The sequence below is a fragment of the Pseudomonas sp. MSSRFD41 genome (assembly GCF_014230245.1).
Lineage (GTDB): Bacteria > Pseudomonadota > Gammaproteobacteria > Pseudomonadales > Pseudomonadaceae > Aquipseudomonas > Aquipseudomonas piscis.
The window spans coordinates 50,661-69,242 of the sequence record NZ_JACKZK010000028.1; the positions used below are offsets into that span (position 1 = coordinate 50,661).

Below are 18,582 nucleotides of genomic sequence, written 5' to 3' on the forward strand. Positions count from 1 at the left end.
CTTCCTTTCATGGGGATTCATTTGTCCTCGTTGCCGGGCCTCGACAAGCTGGATGGCAATCCGGCGCGGCTGGCGTTTGCGGTCGCACCCCGTGTTCCTTCTCACTGCCGAGGTACCTGCCATGAATGCCAAACCGCTGCTGCTGATTCCCGCCCTGAGCCTGGTGCTGGCGCTTTCCGCCTGCGCCGGCCCGATGCCCAAGGCCGACCCCAACGACGCCTGGATCAGCCTCGAGGAAGAAGCCCCCAGCGACCTGATGGCCGAACGCGTGGACGGCAAGAACGTCGACGACGGCCGCTACTTCCAGGTCCGCCCCGGCGCCCACCGCCTGGACGTGACCCTGTTCGAAGACAGCACCGGCGACTCCAACCAGCAAGACTGCAATGGGCATGTCAGCTACAGCGGCTTCAAGGCCGGCGAGCACTACAAACTGGTGGAATCGACCCTGGGCACCGAAGTGCGGGCGCGGCTGTATGACGGGCAGGGCAAGCAAGTGGCCAGTACGAGTGGGTTCAGGTGTATGCCGGGGTGACGGCGCCTCTGGCACTGCGCAAACCAGGACATTTCGCTCAATAGAAAGAGAAGCGGCTGACTGCACGTTCAGGGAGGGAGGTCCAATGATGAGGACCTGAATCCTTCAAGCGGAGCCCTGTTTATGACTCAACCCGCCGGAGCCAAGCCGACTTCCACCGATGCGGCCTTCAGCGAAGTGGCGCAAATGATCGCCGCCGCGCGCCAACGCGCGGTGCGGGCGGTGAATACCGAGCTGCTGGAGTTGTATTGGCAGGTCGGTGCCTATATCAGTCGCAAGATCGAGACGGCGGAGTGGGGCGATGGGGTGGTGCCGCAACTGGCGGATTATCTGGCGCGGCAGCAGCCGGGGCTGCGAGGGTTTACCCGGCGCAACCTGTTCCGCATGCGTCAGTTCTATGAGGCTTATCGAGACGAGGAGAAAGTGTCAGCACTGCTGACACAATTATCCTGGACCCAAAACCTGATCATTCTTGCGCAAGGAAAACGCCCAGAAGAGCGCGAGTTTTATCTGCGCATGACAATCCAGGAACGGTGGTCAACCCGGGAACTGGAGCGCCAGATCAAATCAGCCCTCTTTGAACGCTCGCTGACCCGCCCGGCAAAAGTCTCGACAGCGTTGAGACAATTTCATCCCGAGGCGCTACAGGTGTTCAAGGATGCCTATGTGGTGGAGTTTCTCGACCTGGCCCAGGGGCATAACGAAGCCGACTTGCATCAAGGGCTGGTGCGGCAACTCAAAGACTTTCTGATCGAAATGGGGCGTGACTTCTGCTTTGTCGCCTCGCGCTATCCCCTGCAAGTCGGCGGGCGCGATTTCGTGCTGGATTTGCTGCTGTTCCACCGCGGACTGAATTGCCTGGTGGCCATTGAGCTCAAGGTCGGGCGTTTCGAACCTGAATACCTTGGCAAGCTGGATTTCTACCTCGAGGCCCTGGACCGCCAGGTGCGCAAACCCCATGAAAACCCGGCCCTGGGCGTGTTGCTCTGCGCCAGCAAGGACGATGAGGTGGTCGAGTACGCCCTCAACCGCTCACTCTCACCGGCCTTGATCGCCGAGTACCAGACCCAACTGCCGGACAAGAAGCTGCTGCAGGCCAAGCTGCATGAGTTTTATGCGCTGAATCCTCAGGTGGATTGAATCGCGTTATCGGCGCCCGAATTATTTTTCCGCCACCCCGTCACAACCCCCCCGGCTGGCCCGTCATGTCGATGTATCCCTCAATTAACGGAGCCACCCCATGTCATCCAGCCACCCCACCCAAGCCGTCAACCTGCTGCAAACCATCCCCGAGATCTTCGACAGCCTGGGCCAGATCCACGGCCTGATCGACGCCCATGGCCTGGATCGCAAGCTGCATCACCTGGTGGTGCTGCGCGCCTCGCAGATCAACCAGTGCGGCTTCTGCGTGAAGATGCACACCCGCGAAGCCCGGGAAGACGGCGAAAGCAACGAGCGCCTGGACCGCCTGGTGGTCTGGCGCCGCGTCAGCGACTTCAGCGCCGCCGAACGCGCCGCCCTGGCCTGGACCGAAGCCCTCACCGTGCTGCACGAAGGCACCGACTTCGGCCCGCTGCGCGCGGCCCTGCGCGAACATTTCAGCGACGCGCAGATCGCCGCCTTGACGGCCGATATCGGCATGATCAACCTGTGGAATCGCATGCAGGTGTCGAGGCACTGAGGATGGATCGAATCGATGACGCGACGGTGTTCGCAAGCCGTCGCAGCTTCCTGCTGGGCCTGGCCTACCGCCTCCTCGGCTCCCACGCCGAAGCCGAAGACGTGGTGCAAGACCTGTTCATCAAATGGCTGGAGGCCGACCAGGCCTCCATCGCCAACCCCGCCGCCTGGCTGACCACCGCCTGCACCCGCCACTGCATCGACCTGCTGCGCTCCGCCCGCCGCGCCCGGGTCGACTACATCGGCACCTGGCTGCCGGAACCGATCCACACCCTGCACCACGAATCCCCCGAACAAAGCCATGAACTGGCCTCGTCGCTGTCCACCGCCTTTCTGCTATTGCTCGAGCGCCTGACACCCAAGGAACGCGCTGCTTATCTGCTGTATGACATCTTCGACCTGGACTACCCCCAGGTCGCTGCTGCTCTCGATGTTCAGGAAGCCACCTGCCGCAAACTGGTGTCCCGCGCCAAGGCCAGCCTGGGTAATACTCAGGTCCGCCACCAACCGGAACCGTCCCGCCAGCAGGAACTGCTGAGCGCCTTTCATGCTGCCATTGCCAGTGGGTCGACCCAGGGGTTGGCGGCGTTGTTGTCCGAAGACGTTGAGCTGTGCGCCGATGGTGGCGGCAAGGCCAGTGCCATTCGCGAGACGCTGTATGGGCTGGAGGCGGTGTTGGCGTTTGTGGGTGAGTCCTTGAGCCGGTACTGGCGGGAGTATCAGTGGCAGGAGGTGGAGATCAATGGCGGGCGTGGGGTGGTGTTGCGGGGGGAGGGAGAGGAAGTAGTGGCGGTGGTGAGTTTTGGGTATGACGCGGGGGGAAGGGTGAACCGCGTCTTTATCATGCGTAATCCGGATAAGTTGGTGGGGTTGGGGAGGGGGGGGTTGGTGTGAGGCTCACATTGCGCAGCGCTGGGGCTGCGGGCCAACAAACCCGAGGCCACTAATGCCATTCAGTTAAGCGAAGGTGATCCACTGTAGGAGCAGCCGGTCGACGCTCGATTGCTCGCGATGGTCGTTAACGATAACCGTGTATTGACTGGATAAACGCGACGTTTTCAAGCCCATCGCGGGCAGTCGAGCGTCGACTGGTCCCAGCCAAAGCGACCAAGTAAGCGATCAAGTAACCGACCAAGTAGCCCGATTGCCGTAGGTCCTGGGCGGTAAGTGAGCCCGCTTGGATGGAGAATTAATTTGGTCAGCAGTCAGCTGACCAAATTGCGCTCAATACTGCTCTTTCCTCATTCATCGTCGAAGTAATCACGGTCCAATGTCGGAAGCCTCAGTAGTCGAGAGGTAACACCAACCTCGTTGTCCATCATCAAGTTCACCAGACGGTTACCGTCCACCAAGACAATTCCGTCAACTGATTTGGCAAAGTCGATTGCATGAGCGGTGAAACCTGAAGTTGTGATGAACACTCCACGTTTTGCTTTCTGCCCTGCAAGGGCACCATAGAAAGCTTGGAGTTCAGGACGACCAACAGTGCTCTGCCAACGCTTGGCCTGAACATAGACCTTCTCAAGTCCAAGTTTGTCGAGCGAGATAATGCCGTCGATACCGGCGTCACCTGAGCCCCCAACACGCTGAAGATCATTGCGACTGGCTCCATATCCCAGACGATGCAGCACATCCAGAACTATCACTTCAAAACGATTAGGAGTGACCTGTAACAGGTTATCCAGCAGATCGGCGGCGGTAGCTTCACGTAGCTCTTGCAGTGCTTGCTCAAGTCGGTCGTCGGGGCTGGCGGTGGCTGATGTGGCATCAGGTTCAATCGGAGTCTGATCATCTAGCGGAGCTGCATCGGTTGCGACTTTAAGCTTCACATTCATGTAACCAATAGCCAAATGTTCGACTTCATCGTTAGGAAGAGGCGCCGCGTGTTCTTTTGCGTAGCTGATCCCCGCATCGGTCAGCTTCCAATAACCTCGCTTTGCGCTGCTGGAGAGGCCCGCACGTTTGAGGCGGTCATGTGCCCAACCTGCACGGTTTTTGTAGGTCGCTTGGCCGCTGGCGATCAACTCCTGCCGTTGTTCTTCATTCAGATGCAGCATCTTCGCAGCTGCTTCTTGTGCATCCCGAGTAGGAGCTCCTTCAGGCTTGGTCGCTAAAAAACGTAGTACAGGCTCGATGAACTGGTCGTAAGTTGGAACGGACATGGACGCTTCCCTGTGATGGCTATGCTCTAGTGCTTGCTGGGCGGTGATTCTTCAGTCTTGAGGCTTTGATCAAATTTGAAGTTTGAGGCACCTTACTCTTCTGCGGTCAAAGTGTTTTTGCGTACCTTCAAGTCTTGGCTTGTATTGATCTGTTAGCTTTTATTGATTCGAAATGGTGATCTGGGCAGTCCCTGCTGCCCAGTCATTCTCAGCTCTGTGTTGGGCTGCCTGTTGAATTTCGGGAGCCAGCCGAACGGTCGTGACTTACTCCTCGGCAAAGTAATCGCTGTCTAGCTTTTTTACCTCGTACACCTGCTTAACGCTTATTGATCACCGTCTGACGCCCAAAAGGAAGGTGCTCTTTGCGCTCTTCCTCGGTCAGTTGGAACTGATCAGCAATGCGCTCGCGCAGTTCGCTGAGTGGCAGCGCTAGGCCATTCTGCCCGGTGACCAGTACCGGCCGCATCACGCTTTGAAAGTCCGGAATTGGCATGGTCACTCCTTAACCCATTGGTCGCTCTCAGCGAGGCCTGCCGCCGACTTCAACATCTTCAAAATCACCAGGGCAAACGCTCGGCTCTTGGTTTCGTTATCCAGCACCTCCAACGACAACTTTTCATTGTCTGTCATTGCGTCCAATACGGTATCCAGTACGCGCTTGGGCAGCAGACCGTGCATCACTTGGTCCACCGAGTGGCTATTTATTTGAGCCATCAAATCATCTTGGCGCAGGAGGCGTTGGGTGATTCCCGTAGCAAAATGCAGTTGGTCGTCATCTTGCGTTTCGGCACCAAAGATATCGTTCAGCGCATCGATAATTTCCGACAGGCGCTTTTTCTCCGGGTCGTGGGGCTTGCCGCTGCCCACATCACTGCCGGGCTTGAGCATGTATTCGCCTTTTTCTTCGCTCAGGCGCAACTGGTGCTCAGCACGCTTGCTTAGGCGGTAGTGGCTTAGTTGCAGCTCGCCCACATCGACATCGTCTTGTTGCAAGCGATCCAAGCGCAGCAGCGGATGCAGGTGCTTGGCGTACACGCAGAGCTGCTCCAGTTCGCGATCCTCATAGGGGATGATTTGCGAGAGGAACTCATACAGGCGCACAAAGCTCTGCAGGTTCTTGCGGAACAAGTCGAGCTGATCGATCTGTTCACCGGCTTCTTTCAGCGCATGCTCGACTTTTTTCAAGCCAGCACTGTCGCCATTGGCTTCGGCGGTGCGTTTGTAATCAAGCGCTTGCTGGTGCGACTCCAGCGAAAAGGCGTAGCGCTTGGCAAAGCGTTCTTTGGCGGGTGTGCAGTAGTAGCTGAGCTTGCTGGCCGCCGCTTTGGGGTCGAAGAAGGCCATGGCGAATGCCTCGACCTCTTGCCAGTGATAGATCCCCTCGGCATCCAGCTTTTTCTGCAGGTCATAGATGATCTGCGGGTCGGTGACATCGGTCAGCTCGGCCTTGGTGTAGTAAGGCAAGAAGGCATCGAGAATGTCCTGTGGCTCGTTGAAGAAGTCGAGGATGAAGGTTTCTTTGCTGTCACCGAAAGTGCGGTTCAGCCGCGACAAGGTCTGCACGCAGTCCACGCCTTGCAGCTTTTTGTCTACGTACATGGCGCACAGCTTGGGCTGATCGAAACCGGTTTGGTACTTGTTGGCGGCGATCATCACGTTGAAGTCTTGGGTGTCGAAGGCCACTGCCAGGTCGCGGCCATTCAGGCCGGGGTTAAGCAGGTGGCTGTTTTCCGTGACCTCTTCGGGGATCACTTCATCCGCGAGCACGCTGCCGGAGAACGCCACCAACGGGTGCACATCCTTGTAACCCATCTGCTGTACGTAGGCCCGCACCGCCAACTGGTAGCGCACCGCTTCCTGGCGGCTACCGGTGACCACCATGGCCTTGGCCTGGCCATTGAGCAGCTTGCGGATATTGGCGCGGAAGTGCTCGACGATCACTTCCACCTTTTGGCTGATGTTGTACGGGTGCAAACGCACCCAGCGCGCCAGTTTGATACGCGCTTTCTTGCTGTCCACCTCATCGTCTTCGCCCTCCGGGTGGGCGATCTTCCAGGCGGTGCTGTAGGTCGTGTAGTTGCGCAGCACGTCGAGGATAAAACCCTCCTCAATGGCCTGGCGCATGGAATACAGATGAAACGCCTCCGGTTTGTTGTCGGCACTGCGCGGCAACGTTGGGTCAGGCTCACGACCAAATAGCTCAAGCGTTTTGGGCTTGGGCGTAGCGGTGAAGGCGTAGTAGCTGATGCGCTCGTTGGGTTGGCGTGCCTGCACGGCGGCGTCCAGCAATTCCTCGGCGCTAATTTCTTCTCCATCCAGTGCATCGCTGCCCAGAATCTGTTTCAGCTTGCTGGCCGACGACCCGGTCTGCGAGGAGTGCGCCTCATCGGCAATCACCGCATAGCGCCCGCTGGCAAGCTTGGGGTACTTGTCCAGGGCATCGAACAGGGCAGGGAAGGTTTGGATAGTGACGATGATGATGCGTGTTTGCTCAGCCAGCGCCTCCGCCAGTTGTTCGGATTTACTCTGGTTGCCAACGTCACGGCTGATGGGTTTGACCACGCCTTGGGCGTGCTCGAACTGGTAGATGGTGTTTTGCAGTTGGCTATCCAGCACCGTGCGGTCGGTGACCACGATCACCGAGTTGAACAACCGCTGGCCGGTATCATCGTATAGTGAGGCCAGTTGATGGGCCGTCCAGGCGATGGAGTTGGACTTGCCCGAGCCGGCGCTGTGCTGGATCAAGTAGCGCTTGCCAGGCCCTTCGGTGCGGGTGGTGCTGATCAGCTTGTTGACCACTTCCCATTGGTGGTAACGGGGGAAGATCATCGCTTCTTTAGTAACCAGCGTGCCGTCGAAGCTTTCGCTGGTTTTTTTGTCCAGGTGCAGAAAGCGCCCCAGTACCTTGAGCCAGGCATCGGGTTGTAACAGGCGTTGCCAGAGGTAGCTGGTGGCGTATTGGTTATCGTCGGCGGGCATTGGGTTGCCAGCGCCCCCTTCCTCGGTACCCAGGTTAAAGGGCAGGAAGAAGGTATCCTTACCCGCCAGTTTTGTGGTCATCGCCACTTCATTTTGGCCCACGGCAAAGTGCACCAGCGCGCCACGCTTGAAGGTCAGCAGTGGCTCGGGCTTACGGGTTAGCGGGTCTTTTACCGGGCGGTCGTAGCGGTATTGGCGCTTGGCGTTTTCCACCGATTGCTTGAACTCGCTTTTCAGCTCCAGCGTAGCGGTGGGGATGCCGTTAACGAACAGCACCAGGTCCAGCCGAGGGTTGTAGCTCTGCCCACTGCCACCCGCTTCGCGGGCGTGCGGCGAGTAAGACACCTCTGGCACCACCCGCAGGCGGTTGTGCTGGTAGCGCTTGAGAGTGTCCGGGTTCATGCCGTGGTCGGGCTGGAAGCTGCACAACTCCACCTTCACTGCCGGCAACTTGAAGCCATGACGTAGCACATCCAAGGTGCCGCTCTGCTCCAGCTCGCGCACCAGCTTCTGGATCAGTACAGCTTCAGGGGCATTGGGGTTGGCCTTGGTGAACTTGTCCCAACGCTCCGGCCAGGCGTCCTTGAAGTAGCCCAGCACATCTTCGGTGTACAGCGCCGTGCGACGGTCGTAGCCACTGGCCTTACCGACTAACCAGCCTTGGGCGGATAGGGCATCGATGATGTCCTGCTGAAATTGAGCTTCCTTGCTGTCCGCCATTACATGGCCTCTTGTGCTAATTCAGGGGAGGTTGCACCGGCCGGTGGCTGCCAGCCGCGTACGTCGATTTTGCCGGTTACGGCGGCGGAGATTAGGGCGGAGCGGCGCTCGCGAAGTAGTCCGACCGCATGCTCACAGTCGGATATTCCTTGATCAAATCTAGATGAGGCTGCTTTGATTTCTAGCAATAATTCTTCCTGCCCTTCGGGAGGAGGAACAACAATAACCAAATTCGCAATTATCTCGGAGTTCAGCCCTGACAGGATTGCCCCCCGTTTCACAAGGCCCAGTTGAGTAGAAATATAACCAGCTTCATGCAGGAGAAGTTCGAGATAGTCCGGATTTATTATTTGACTCTGAACTCTGACGCGAATGGTGTCCGAATCAATAATTCCTGCTTGCGGCAGTAGTGAAATCCTTCGGCAGTTGCCTAAACTTCCCTTTCTGGTCAGGACGATATCCCCAACTTCAAGGTAGTAGTTCGAGAGCGCGACATACCGAGACTCTGGAATCCACCTATTTCCAGAAGAGAAATCCCCTGAAATAGTGTTTTCCTGACCGTAAACCTTGTATCCCGTATCAGAATCATCAAGATCGACCAACATTCCACCAAACGGCCCCATCTGGATGCCTGCGGCATCCAATACGAGCTGTTTGAGTCGCTTGATTGCCCAATGCGCGGGCACCTCGCCCAACCACTCCACGCCGGAGTCTTTCATCGGCACCGTGGGGTCGAGGCCTTTGGTTACGGCATGGGAGATGACCGCCTGGCGCTTTTCCTTGAGCAGTTCGATCAAGCGCTGCTGCTCTTCGATCAGCGCGTCGATTCGGGCGGTTTCGTGGTCGAGGAATCGGGCGATTTGGGTTTGCTCGGCCATTGTAGGAAGCCAAGCAATACCACCTCGAAGAATTTCCTGTGTCACACTAAATACCTTGACCCCTTTTACTCCCATACGTAATTGGGTTCTGAAGGAGAAAGACTCTAGGCAATAGGCCAGAAACCGTGAACTTACATCCGAATCCAAGCTGTAAATAATCGTGTGATATCCAGCGAAAAGAGGTTCCAATCCCGATACATGAGTAAAATTGCCGACGCCTTCAAGGTCTTCCGAGGTATCGGCAAACACAATATCGCCATAGCTAATACAAGATGACGGCTCTGTTTCCATATACTCCGTAGGCACGCATTTTAGAACCTGTATGTCTTGGTTTACCTCGAAAGGATATAAGGAGTGAACTTCACCATAATTCAGACAAGGGATACCTGTATCAGTTAGATCTGCCTTTGTTATCGTCAAACCCTTTCTAAAGCGACCAAGATACCTGAGCTGCTTAACAACCCAATGCTCAGGCACTATCCCTAGCCACTCTACCCCGGAATCCCTGTAGTCTGGGTAAACTGGAAACGTCATGCTGATAGCCCCTCGATCATCTGCTTGATGCGGTCGGTGCAGGCTTTCAGGTCGCTATCGATCTCGGCCAACGGACGCGGTGGTTGGAATACGTAGAAGTGGCGGTTAAAGGGAATCTCGAAGCCGACAATGCCGACCTCGCCGTCCTGCGCATCAGTTTTGCTCTCGTCGATCCAGGCATCCGGCACATGAGGAATAACTTCACGCTGGAAGTAGTCGTACACCGATTCACCCAGCGGTACGTTTTCGTTGTCACGCAGTCCTGCATCCGCCTCCGGCTGGCCTTTGCTGGTGCAGACATCCGCCTTGGGGTCGCGTTCGCTCAAGGCATTGAGCAGCGCTTTGAGCTCCGGCGTACTGAGGCTGATGCCGTGCGCGGTGAGGGCTTTTTTCAGCAGTTTGCTGAACTGCTCGCGATTGCGGTGCAGTTGACTGGCGTCCATGAATTGCAGGGCTGTCATCAGTTGATGCTGCGCGGCGCTGTCGAGTTTCTGGATAGCTTTTTCTTCCAGCACTTTGGCGATGCGCTCGGCACAGGTCTGGAAGTTCAGGCGCAGCGGGCGTTCCACGGTGATGCGCCGGTAGCCGAAGGCCTCGATGGGGAAGATTTTGCTCTGCGCGGTTTGCTCGAAGCTGCCATACAGGCGCACTAGTTCGTTGATTTGTTCCTCGGTGATGTACTGACGCTTGCTGCCTAGCGATTTACGCATTTTGGCGTAGTGCTGGCTGCCATCAATCAACTGCACCTTACCTTGGCGCGCAGCAGCCTTATGGTTGCTGAGTATCCACACATAGGTGGCGATGCCGGTGTTGTAGAACATGTCCGTTGGCAGCGCGACGATGGCTTCGACCAAATCGTTTTGCAGCAGGTAGCGGCGAATTTCCGATTCACCCGAACCCGCGCCACCGGTAAACAGCGGCGAGCCGTTAAGGATGATGCCGATGCGCGAGCCACCGTCGCGCGGGTCACGCATCTTGCTGACCAGGTGCAGGAGGAATAGCAGCGAACCATCGGATACCCGTGGCAGGCCCGGACCAAAACGACCGTCGAAGCCCTTGTGGGTGTGCTCGTCGGTAATCTGCTTTTGCACCTTCTTCCATTCCACGCCGAACGGCGGGTTGCTGAGCATGAAGTCGAAGTGATGTTCGGGGCCGACCAACTGGTCATTGGACAGGGTATTGCCGAGTTTGATGTTCTCGACCTTCTGGCCCTTGATCAGCATGTCTGCCTTGCAGATTGCATAGGACTCGGGGTTCAGCTCTTGGCCGTGCAGAGAAACGCTGACCTTTTCGCTGATGGACTGAATGTACTCATCGCCTTCTGACAGAAAGCCACCCGTACCTGCGGTTGGGTCATAGATGGTGACGATGCTATTGGGTGCCAGTTTGTGGTCTTGATTGGTGATCACCAGCGAGGTGGTGAGGTGCACGATATCCCGCGGGGTGAAATGCTCCCCGGCGGTTTCGTTGGAGCTTTCAGCAAACTTGCGGATCAGCTCTTCGAAGATGATGCCCATACCGAAGTTGCTGATACGCTCAGGGCTCAGGTCGGTGGCAGCAAAGCGTTGCACCACCTGGTAGAGCAAGTTGGCGCTGGCCAGTTGCTGAACGAAGTCCTCGAAGTGGAAGTGTTCGAAGATCTCGCGGGCGTCTTTGCTGAAGGCTTGCACGTAGCTCATCAAGTCAGCAGCGGTCTGGGTATCCGACAGGGTTTCCAAGGTCAGCGGCGAAGCATTGAAAAATTGTTGACCCGCTGTGCGCAGCAGAATTATCTCGCGTACGGTATCTGGACGGCCTTCCTGAGCGAAGGTCTGTTTGATTACTTCGGTTTTAGTCGGTGCCAGCACACATTCCATGCGTCGCAGCAGGGTGAAGGGCAAAATGATGCGGCCGTACTGGGATTGCTTGAAATCACCACGCAGCAGGTCGGCAATCGACCAGAGAAAGGCGGCCGTCTGGGAATGATTTTCAATGTTCACGCAACAGTTCCTTGGGATAGGCAAAAAGCGAAGTTTAACCTGTCGAACTACCTAGATGTCATAAGCCATGCAGGAATGCCGATGATATGTAGGAACGGGCTAACGGTTGATATTTGTGCTGTTTGCCCTGTCCCAAGAAACTTAATATGCAGAATTTCGCGCTCTGAAGCGCCAGTGGCTTGGATTTGAACTGAATGGGTTTGGTGAAGGTTTGAGGCATTAAACAGCCGCTCCATAGCCTAATGCCGGTCAGTTAAGCGAGGTGATCCCCTGTGGGAGCAGTCGGTCGACGCTCGATTGCTCGCGATGGCCGTTAACGGTAGCGCGTGTTTACGGGATAAACGTAGCGCTCCTAAGTCCATCGCGGGCACTAACCGACTGGCACCAGGCCCATGGCCGGCTCTCTTGCGCGCTTAGATCAACGACTAAAAGCCCGCGTCTCAATCACCGCCAACACATCCCGCACATCCTGCAGCAACAGTCGGGCGGTATTGGTCACGGTGCCAATGTCCTTGTCGCTGGAGTCGCGCAGTCCAGCGCAGGCCATCAAATTCAGATAATCCAGCGTAGTGAGCAACCGCTCGCTGGCGCATGCATGCAGATCCTCTAGCGGCGCGTGGCTGTCGACAAACAGCACTGGTCCATCACTGGCGATCGGGGTCAGGGGAATAAAGCGTTCAGAGTGATCCTGGGGATTCATGGTGTCGTCCTTTTCAAAAAATAGAAAAGTTGCCACCTACTGCTGCGAATCAATGGGGTGGCAGCTGTACGCGGGTTCGCAGACCGAGGAAAAGAGTAAACCCGGCAGGCCCGAAGGCCTCCCACGCACAGCCGCCATAAAGCGAAACGCAGGCGAGTGTGCCTGAGTTGTCATTGACGGTGTAGTTCGACTTTTCCGCTGAGGCTGCGAAACCCCATCACCGGCCAGGCCGGCGACGCCAAAAACTATAGGGATGCCGCGCACCAGGAACAACGGCGCCGCTGTAGGACGGATCCTGATTTGTGGTAGGGGCGGGCTGAGTTGCTGCGCGTGCCATGCATCCGATGCTGGCTCGCCTTGGCGTATCTGCGGTGCGCTCCACCCCGCAGCGCCAGCTCAATCCCCCAACTCCCCAAACCACTCCACCAGCCGCCCAGCTGCTTGCTGCTTGACCTCCTGATTGATATGCGCGGCCACCGCCGCGATCGACAGGCTCAGCACGCCGAGGTCGTCGGCGTAGCCGATGCCGGGCAGTACGTCGGGGATAAGGTCCAGGGGCAGGACGAAGTAGCCCAGGGCCCCGTAGATGGTGCTTTTGGCCCAGGCCGGGGTTTCTGGGCGTTGGGCGGCGTAGTACAGCCACAGGGCCTTGGTGATCAGGCTGCGGCCGACATGCAGGGCGTAGCGGCCGATCTTGCGCCAGAGGCAGCGGTGGAAGCTTTGTTCCAGGATATGGCCGGTGGACATGGCGGGCTCCTTGCGGGTAACGGGCGCCAGGTCATGGTGGGCGTTGCGTCTGTGCGCTGGCAGCGGAGAGGACTTCCCTGGGAACTGCTGGCGGCCATGGGCGTCGCGTGGGTTGCCCTCAGGCCTGGCGCCAGCCTTCCAGGTAACTGAACAGCCGCATCCCCAATAGCATCGCCAGCATGAACACCCAGGCCTGCCAATGCCCGCTGGGCAGCAGTACCAGCGCCGGGCCGGGGCAGATGCCGGCAATGCCCCAGCCGATGCCGAACACCAGGCTGCCGCCGATCAGGCGGCGGTCGAGGGGGCGTTTGCCTGGCCGTTGCATCGGTGCGCCCAGCAGGGAATGCGAGCGTTGCCGGGCCCAGCGCATGGGCCACCAGGCGCTGGCGATGGCGCCGAGCATCACCAGGGCCAGGGACGGATCCCACTGGCCGGCGAGGTCGAGAAAACCCAGGACCTTGGCCGGATTGGCCATGCCGGCCAGCAGCAGGCCGAGGCCGAACACCAGGCCCGCGGCAAAGGCGCTGAGGCGCCTCATGGCAGTAGCCCCGGCAGGTGACGGGTGACCCACACGGTGGCGAAGCCGGTGGCCATGAAGCACAGGGTGGCGATGATCGAGCGTGGCGCCAGCCGGGAGATTCCGCAGACCCCATGGCCGCTGGTGCAGCCGCTGCCATAGCGGGTGCCGAGGCCCACCAGCAGGCCGGCGCCGATCAGGCCGAGGGTGTCGCTGTGGAATTCCACGGGCGGCAGGGCCGCGAACAGCCCCCACAGCAGCGGCGCCAGCAGCAGGCCGAGGATGAACAGGGCCTTTTCCGCCCAGCCTTCGCCGGCCGGTTGCAGCACGCTGGCCAGCAGGCCGCTGATCCCGGCGATACGGCCGTTGGCGGCGATCAGCCAGCCGGCCGAAAGGCCGATCAACACGCCGCCGGCCAGGGCTGACCAGGGGCTGAAGTGCAGCAGGTCGATGGACATGCCAGGGTTCCTCACGTCAGGAAGAGGGCAAGCCCGCCACAGGCCATCACCCGTGGCGGGCCGGGATGCTTTAGTGGGGCAGCAGGCCCAGGGCGCCGCCGGCCAGGAGCAGGGCGGCGCAGATGCCGGTGACGGCGAACAGTTGCTGCAGCCGTGGCCCGGCCAGGTGGCTGGCGATCTGGCGGCCGAGCACCAGGCCCAGCACCGCGCCGAGGGCGAAGGGTGCGCCCACCGCCCAGTGCATCACGCCGCTGAGGCTGGCGGTCACCACGCTGCCCAGGGACACCAGGGCGATCACCGCCAGGGAGGTGGCAACGATGCTCTTGCTGTCCAGGTTGGTGTAGCGGCTCAGCGCCGGGATGATCACGAAACCGCCACCGACCCCCAGCAGCCCCGACAGCAGCCCGGAGAGCAGGCCGGTGAAGGTCAGCGCCCGGGCGCAGGGCAGGGTCCAGCGCAGCCGGCCCTGGGCCGGATTGAGCACGCAGGGCTGGAACGCCGGGCGCGGCGCCGGCCGGCCCTGTTTCAGCTCCAGGCTGGCCTTGCGCAGGATGCGCCCGCAGGCGTACAGCAGCACCAGGGCGAACAGCAGGGCCAATGGCAGGTTCGGCAGGCGGTGGGCCAGCCACAGCCCCAGTGGCGCCATGAGGATGCCGATGCCGGCGACGAACCCCGCGGCGCGATAACGCACGATGCCCTGGCGCAAGCCGAGGATGGCCCCGACGCTGGCGGCCAGGCCCACCGCCAGCAGGCCGATGGGGGCGGCCTCGACCATGCTCAGGCCGAGGCCGAACACCAGCAGCGGCACCGCGAGGATGCCGCCGCCGGCCCCGGTCAGGGCCAGGATCGCGCCGATGATCGCCCCCAGGCCCGCCCCCAGCAGACTGTGTTCATTCATGCTTGGGCGGTGTCCGTGGCCAGGGTCGGGTGCGCCAGCCATTCGTGGCCCTTGAGCATGCCGCGCCAGTACAGCGGCGGCAGGATCATCTCCTTCAGCCACCAGGCGCGCCGGGTCGGCTGGCGCCCGTCCAGCAGCCAGGCGGGAAAGCTGGGGGCCAGCTTGCCGCCGTAGGTGAACTCGGCGAGGACGATCTTGCCCCGTTCCACGGTCAGCGGGCAGGAGCCGTAGCCGTCGTAATGGGCCAGCCGGGTCAGGCGCTTGAGGGCCACCAGCACGTTGTTGGCCACCACCGGCGCTTGCTTGCGCGCGGCCGCGGCGGTCTTGGCATTGCTGGTGTTGGTGGCGTCGCCCAGGCCGTGGATATTGGCGAAGCGCTGGTGGCGCAGGCTGTGGGGGTCGACGTCGACCCAGCCGGCGGCGTCGGCCAAGGGGCTCTGGCGAATGAAGTCCGGGGCGCACTGCGGCGGCACCACGTGCAGCATGTCGAACGGCCGTTCCAGGGTTTCCTGGGTGCCATCGGCCAGGGTGCGGACGAAGGTCGCGCGTTTGGCCGGGCCATCCACCGCCACCAGGTTGTGGCCGAAGTCCAGGTCGATGGCGTACTTCTTCACGTATTCCATCAACGCCGGCACGTAGTCGGCGACGCCGAACAGCACGCCGCCGGCGTTCATGAAGCGCGGCTTGATCGCGCCCAGGCGGCCTTGGCGCAACCAGTGATCGCAGGACAGGTACATGGCCTTTTGCGGCGCGCCGGCGCACTTGATCGGCATCGGCGGTTGGCTGAACAGCGCCTGGCCCTGTTGCAGTTGCTGCACCAGCTCCCAGGTGTAGGGCGCCAGGTCGTAGCGGTAGTTGGAGGTCACGCCGTGCTGGCCCAGGGCCTGGGGCAGGCCGTCGATGGCCGCCCAGTCGAGCTTGAGGCCGGGGCAGACGATCAGCTGGTCATAGGCCATCACGCGCTCGTCGGCCAGCACCAGGGCATTGTGCTCGGGCTCGAAGCGGCTGACCGCCTGGCGCAGCCACTTGACCCCCTTGGGCATCAGCGAGGCCATGTCGCGGCGGGTGGATTCGGCGCTGAACACCCCGGCGCCCACCAGGGTCCAGCCGGGTTGGTAGTAGTGGGTGTCGGCGGGGTCGATGATCGCCACGTCCAGGTGGGGATCGCGGGACAGCAGGCTGGCGGCGACGGCGATACCGGCGGCACCGCCGCCGACGATCAGCACCTGGTGGCTGCCGTCGACGGCACGCGGGGCAGGGTGGATGGGACGCATGGCAAGGTCTCCGTATGGAGTCATCGTTATAGGGTGTTCAGGGGGATCTTCAGGTAGCTCACGCCGTTGTCCTCGGGCTCGGGGAAGTGCCCGCTGCGCATGTTGACCTGCACCGAGGGCAGGATCAGCACCGGCATGTCCAGGGTCGCGTCACGGGCTTCGCGCATCTTCACGAAGCTGTCTTCGTCGACGCCCTGGTGGATGTGGATGTTGTTGGCTCGCTGTTCGGCCACGGTGGTCATGTATTGCAGCTCGCGGCCGTTGGGCAGGTAGTCGTGGCACATGAACAACCGCGTTTGCGGCGGCAACGCCAGGATCTTGCCGATGGAGCGGTACAGGGTCCGCGCGTCGGCACCGGGGAAGTCGCAGCGGGCGGTGCCGTAGTCGGGCATGAACAGGGTGTCGCCGACGAAGGCCACTTGCTCTTCGCCCACCTGCACCAGGTAGGTCATGCACGCCGGGGTGTGCCCCGGGGTGTGCATGGCTCGGGCGGTGAGCTGGCCGATGGCGAACTCGCTGCCGTCGGCCAGCAGCACGTCGAACTGGCTGCCGTCGCGGGCGAACACCGGGGCTTCGTTGAACAGCGCGCCGAAGACTTTCTGCACCCGGGTGATCTGGTCGCCGATGGCCACCTGGGCCCCGAGCTGCTCCTTGAGGTAGGCGGCGGCCGAGAGGTGGTCGGCGTGGACGTGGGTTTCCAGGATCCAGTCGACCTGCGCCTCCAGCTCGCGGACTCGGGCCAGCAGGCGGTCGGCGGACTCGGTGCGGGTGCGGCCGGATTTGGGGTCGTAGTCCAGCACGCTGTCGATCAGGGCGCAGCGGCGCGTGGCGAGGTCCATCACCAGGTAGCTGATGGTCCAGGTGTGGCTGTCGAAAAAGGCTTCTACACGCAGCGTGTCGCTGATGATCATGGGGCACTCCGGCAATGAAGGGCGAGGGCAGTCTGCGCTGCCGCTCCTGCCTTGGACTGTCAATAAACGTGCCAACCCGGCATGGCGCCGGCCGGCACCCGTTACCTGGCGTTCAAGCTCTTCAAGGCCCTGCTCCGGGGCTTTGGACGGGGTGACTGTCACCCGGAAGTGGCAGTGAATTGGCAGTAGGTGGCAGAAAATGGCAGTGGCGAGCGCCTTGCTTTAAGCTTTGGCCATTGCCCTGGAGCCTGTCATGTCCCTGATCGCCACCGACCTTGCCCATTCGCGGATGTCCGCCCTGGTGTCCTACCTGGAGCACGATCCTCAACCGAGCATAGTGCTGGACACCGACTACAACATCATTGCCGCCAACGCGGCCTACCAGCGCCAGTTCGGCGTGGCCGGCAAGCCCCACGTGGGCGCCAAGTGCTACCGGGTGTCCCACCAGTTCGCGGTGCCGTGCGACCAGGCCGGCGAGCACTGCCCGATGCGCAAGGCCCACGACAGCCGGGTGCCGGAGCGCATGCTGCACATCCACCACACCCCGCGCGGGCCGGAGCATGTGGATGTGGAGCTGCGGCCGATCATCGATGCCAGCGGGGCGGTGGTGGCCTATGTCGAGCGCCTGAGTTCGGTGGCGGTGGCCTCGGTGCAGCCGCAGCGACAGGGCCTGGTGGGGCGCTCGCCGGCGTTCAACGAAGCCCTTGGCGCCTTGCAGCGGGCGGCGCCGGCGCCGATCCCGGTGCTGCTGCAAGGCGAATCGGGCACCGGCAAGGAGCTGTTCGCCCGCGCCCTGCATGACGGCAGCCCAAGGGCCGGTGGACCGCTGGTGGTGGTGGACTGCACCGGCCTGACCGAGAGCCTGCTGGAAAGCGAGCTGTTCGGTTACGAGAAGGGTGCCTTCACCGGGGCCCTGCAACGCAAGATCGGCCTGGCCGAAGCGGCCCATGGCGGCACGTTGTTTCTCGATGAAATCGGCGAGGTGCCGCTGGCGATGCAGGTCAAGCTGCTGCGGTTGATCGAGTCTGGCAGCTTTCGTCCGGTGGGCAGCCTGCGCACCGTGCATTCGGACTTTCGCCTGGTGGCCGCGACCCACAAGCCGCTCAAGGAAATGGTCGCGGCCGGCACCTTCCGCCAGGACCTGTACTACCGCATCAGCGCCTTCCCGATCCGCCTGCCGGCCCTGCGCGAGCGCAGCGACGACCTGCCGCTGCTGATCGACAGCCTGCTGCGCCGGCTCGACCCGGGGGCGATGCTGCGGCTCGATCCGCCGGCCCTGGAGCAACTGCGGTTGTACGCCTTCCCGGGCAATATCCGCGAGTTGCGCAATATCCTGGAGCGGGCGCGGCTGTTCAGCGACGACGGGGTGATCCGCCTGCAGGACCTGCCGCCGGAGCTGCGCGGTTCCCAGCCTGCGGCCCCGCCGGCCCGGCGTCGCGGCGGCAAGGACCTGGAGCAACTGGCCCACGCCCTGGAGGTGTTCGACGGCTCGCGCGCCGAACTGGCCAAGGCCTTGGGCCTGAGCGAACGCACCCTGTACCGCCGGCTCAAGGCCCTGGGCCTGTAGCCGCTAGATACCGCTTCGTGTAGCCGCTGCCGCAGGCTGCGCACGG

Annotated in this window: 17 protein-coding genes; 5 read left to right on the top strand and 12 right to left on the bottom strand. The window is 60.9% G+C overall.

Annotated elements, in window-relative coordinates; genetic code table 11:
- The first annotated feature begins 121 nt into the window (after positions 1–121).
- From H7A76_RS28040 to sigJ, 4 genes are all read left to right on the top strand, one after another.
- Positions 122–532, top strand: coding sequence for a hypothetical protein (locus H7A76_RS28040; protein WP_185701532.1), 411 nt, complete (start codon positions 122–124; stop codon positions 530–532).
- 123 nt (positions 533–655) lie between these two features.
- Complete coding sequence (locus H7A76_RS28045; RefSeq protein WP_085596365.1) at positions 656–1,672, top strand: YhcG family protein; 1,017 nt, start codon at positions 656–658, stop codon at positions 1,670–1,672.
- A gap of 100 nt (positions 1,673–1,772) precedes the next feature.
- Positions 1,773–2,213, top strand: a complete 441-nt coding sequence (locus tag H7A76_RS28050; RefSeq protein ID WP_185701533.1) for a carboxymuconolactone decarboxylase family protein — start codon at positions 1,773–1,775, stop codon at positions 2,211–2,213.
- 2 nt (positions 2,214–2,215) lie between these two features.
- A complete protein-coding gene (gene sigJ / locus H7A76_RS28055) occupies positions 2,216–3,106 on the top strand; it encodes an RNA polymerase sigma factor SigJ (RefSeq protein WP_185701534.1) in 891 nt (296 codons plus the stop codon).
- Positions 3,107–3,453: 347 nt separating this feature from the next.
- Here sigJ and H7A76_RS28060 read toward each other — a convergent pair whose 3' ends face one another.
- The 12 genes from H7A76_RS28060 to H7A76_RS28115 all read right to left on the bottom strand — a co-directional run bounded on the left by H7A76_RS28060 (position 3,454) and on the right by H7A76_RS28115 (position 16,969).
- Positions 3,454–4,374 (bottom strand): restriction endonuclease, encoded by a 921-nt coding sequence (locus H7A76_RS28060; protein ID WP_185701535.1) that lies wholly within the window; start codon positions 4,372–4,374, stop codon positions 3,454–3,456.
- 316 nt (positions 4,375–4,690) lie between these two features.
- Positions 4,691–4,867 carry a winged helix-turn-helix domain-containing protein gene (locus tag H7A76_RS28065; RefSeq protein WP_185701536.1) on the bottom strand — a complete coding sequence of 59 codons (177 nt, stop codon included), beginning with the start codon at positions 4,865–4,867 and terminating at the stop codon, positions 4,691–4,693.
- A gap of 2 nt (positions 4,868–4,869) precedes the next feature.
- Positions 4,870–8,073, bottom strand: a complete 3,204-nt coding sequence (locus H7A76_RS28070; protein ID WP_185701537.1) for a type I restriction endonuclease subunit R — start codon at positions 8,071–8,073, stop codon at positions 4,870–4,872.
- Positions 8,073–9,242 (bottom strand): restriction endonuclease subunit S, encoded by a 1,170-nt coding sequence (locus H7A76_RS28075; protein WP_221775401.1) that lies wholly within the window; start codon positions 9,240–9,242, stop codon positions 8,073–8,075. Before H7A76_RS28075 ends, H7A76_RS28070 begins: the two co-directional genes overlap by 1 nt.
- A gap of 239 nt (positions 9,243–9,481) precedes the next feature.
- The gene (locus H7A76_RS28080; RefSeq protein ID WP_185701539.1) at positions 9,482–11,464 is read right to left on the bottom strand and encodes a class I SAM-dependent DNA methyltransferase; all 1,983 of its coding nucleotides are present in this window, start codon (positions 11,462–11,464) and stop codon (positions 9,482–9,484) included.
- 418 nt (positions 11,465–11,882) lie between these two features.
- A complete protein-coding gene (locus H7A76_RS28085) occupies positions 11,883–12,164 on the bottom strand; it encodes a fructose-bisphosphate aldolase (protein ID WP_185701540.1) in 282 nt (93 codons plus the stop codon).
- 396 nt (positions 12,165–12,560) lie between these two features.
- Complete coding sequence (locus H7A76_RS28090; protein ID WP_185701541.1) at positions 12,561–12,911, bottom strand: YkvA family protein; 351 nt, start codon at positions 12,909–12,911, stop codon at positions 12,561–12,563.
- A 118-nt stretch (positions 12,912–13,029) separates the two neighbouring features.
- Positions 13,030–13,449: a DUF6691 family protein gene (locus H7A76_RS28095; protein ID WP_185701542.1), complete on the bottom strand. Its 420-nt coding sequence runs from the start codon at positions 13,447–13,449 to the stop codon at positions 13,030–13,032.
- Positions 13,446–13,886: a YeeE/YedE family protein gene (locus H7A76_RS28100; protein WP_185701543.1), complete on the bottom strand. Its 441-nt coding sequence runs from the start codon at positions 13,884–13,886 to the stop codon at positions 13,446–13,448. Before H7A76_RS28100 ends, H7A76_RS28095 begins: the two co-directional genes overlap by 4 nt.
- A 70-nt stretch (positions 13,887–13,956) precedes the next feature.
- Positions 13,957–14,784, bottom strand: coding sequence for a sulfite exporter TauE/SafE family protein (locus H7A76_RS28105; RefSeq protein WP_053128943.1), 828 nt, complete (start codon positions 14,782–14,784; stop codon positions 13,957–13,959).
- Positions 14,781–16,058, bottom strand: coding sequence for an FAD/NAD(P)-binding oxidoreductase (locus H7A76_RS28110; protein WP_185701544.1), 1,278 nt, complete (start codon positions 16,056–16,058; stop codon positions 14,781–14,783). The genes H7A76_RS28105 and H7A76_RS28110 overlap by 4 nt, the downstream gene beginning before the upstream one ends.
- 26 nt (positions 16,059–16,084) lie before the next feature.
- Positions 16,085–16,969 carry an MBL fold metallo-hydrolase gene (locus tag H7A76_RS28115; RefSeq protein ID WP_185701545.1) on the bottom strand — a complete coding sequence of 295 codons (885 nt, stop codon included), beginning with the start codon at positions 16,967–16,969 and terminating at the stop codon, positions 16,085–16,087.
- Positions 16,970–17,222: 253 nt separating this feature from the next.
- On the opposite strand from H7A76_RS28115, the gene H7A76_RS28120 reads away from it, so the two are divergent.
- A complete protein-coding gene (locus H7A76_RS28120; RefSeq protein WP_185701546.1) occupies positions 17,223–18,536 on the top strand; it encodes a sigma-54-dependent Fis family transcriptional regulator in 1,314 nt (437 codons plus the stop codon).
- Positions 18,537–18,582 lie beyond the last annotated feature (46 nt).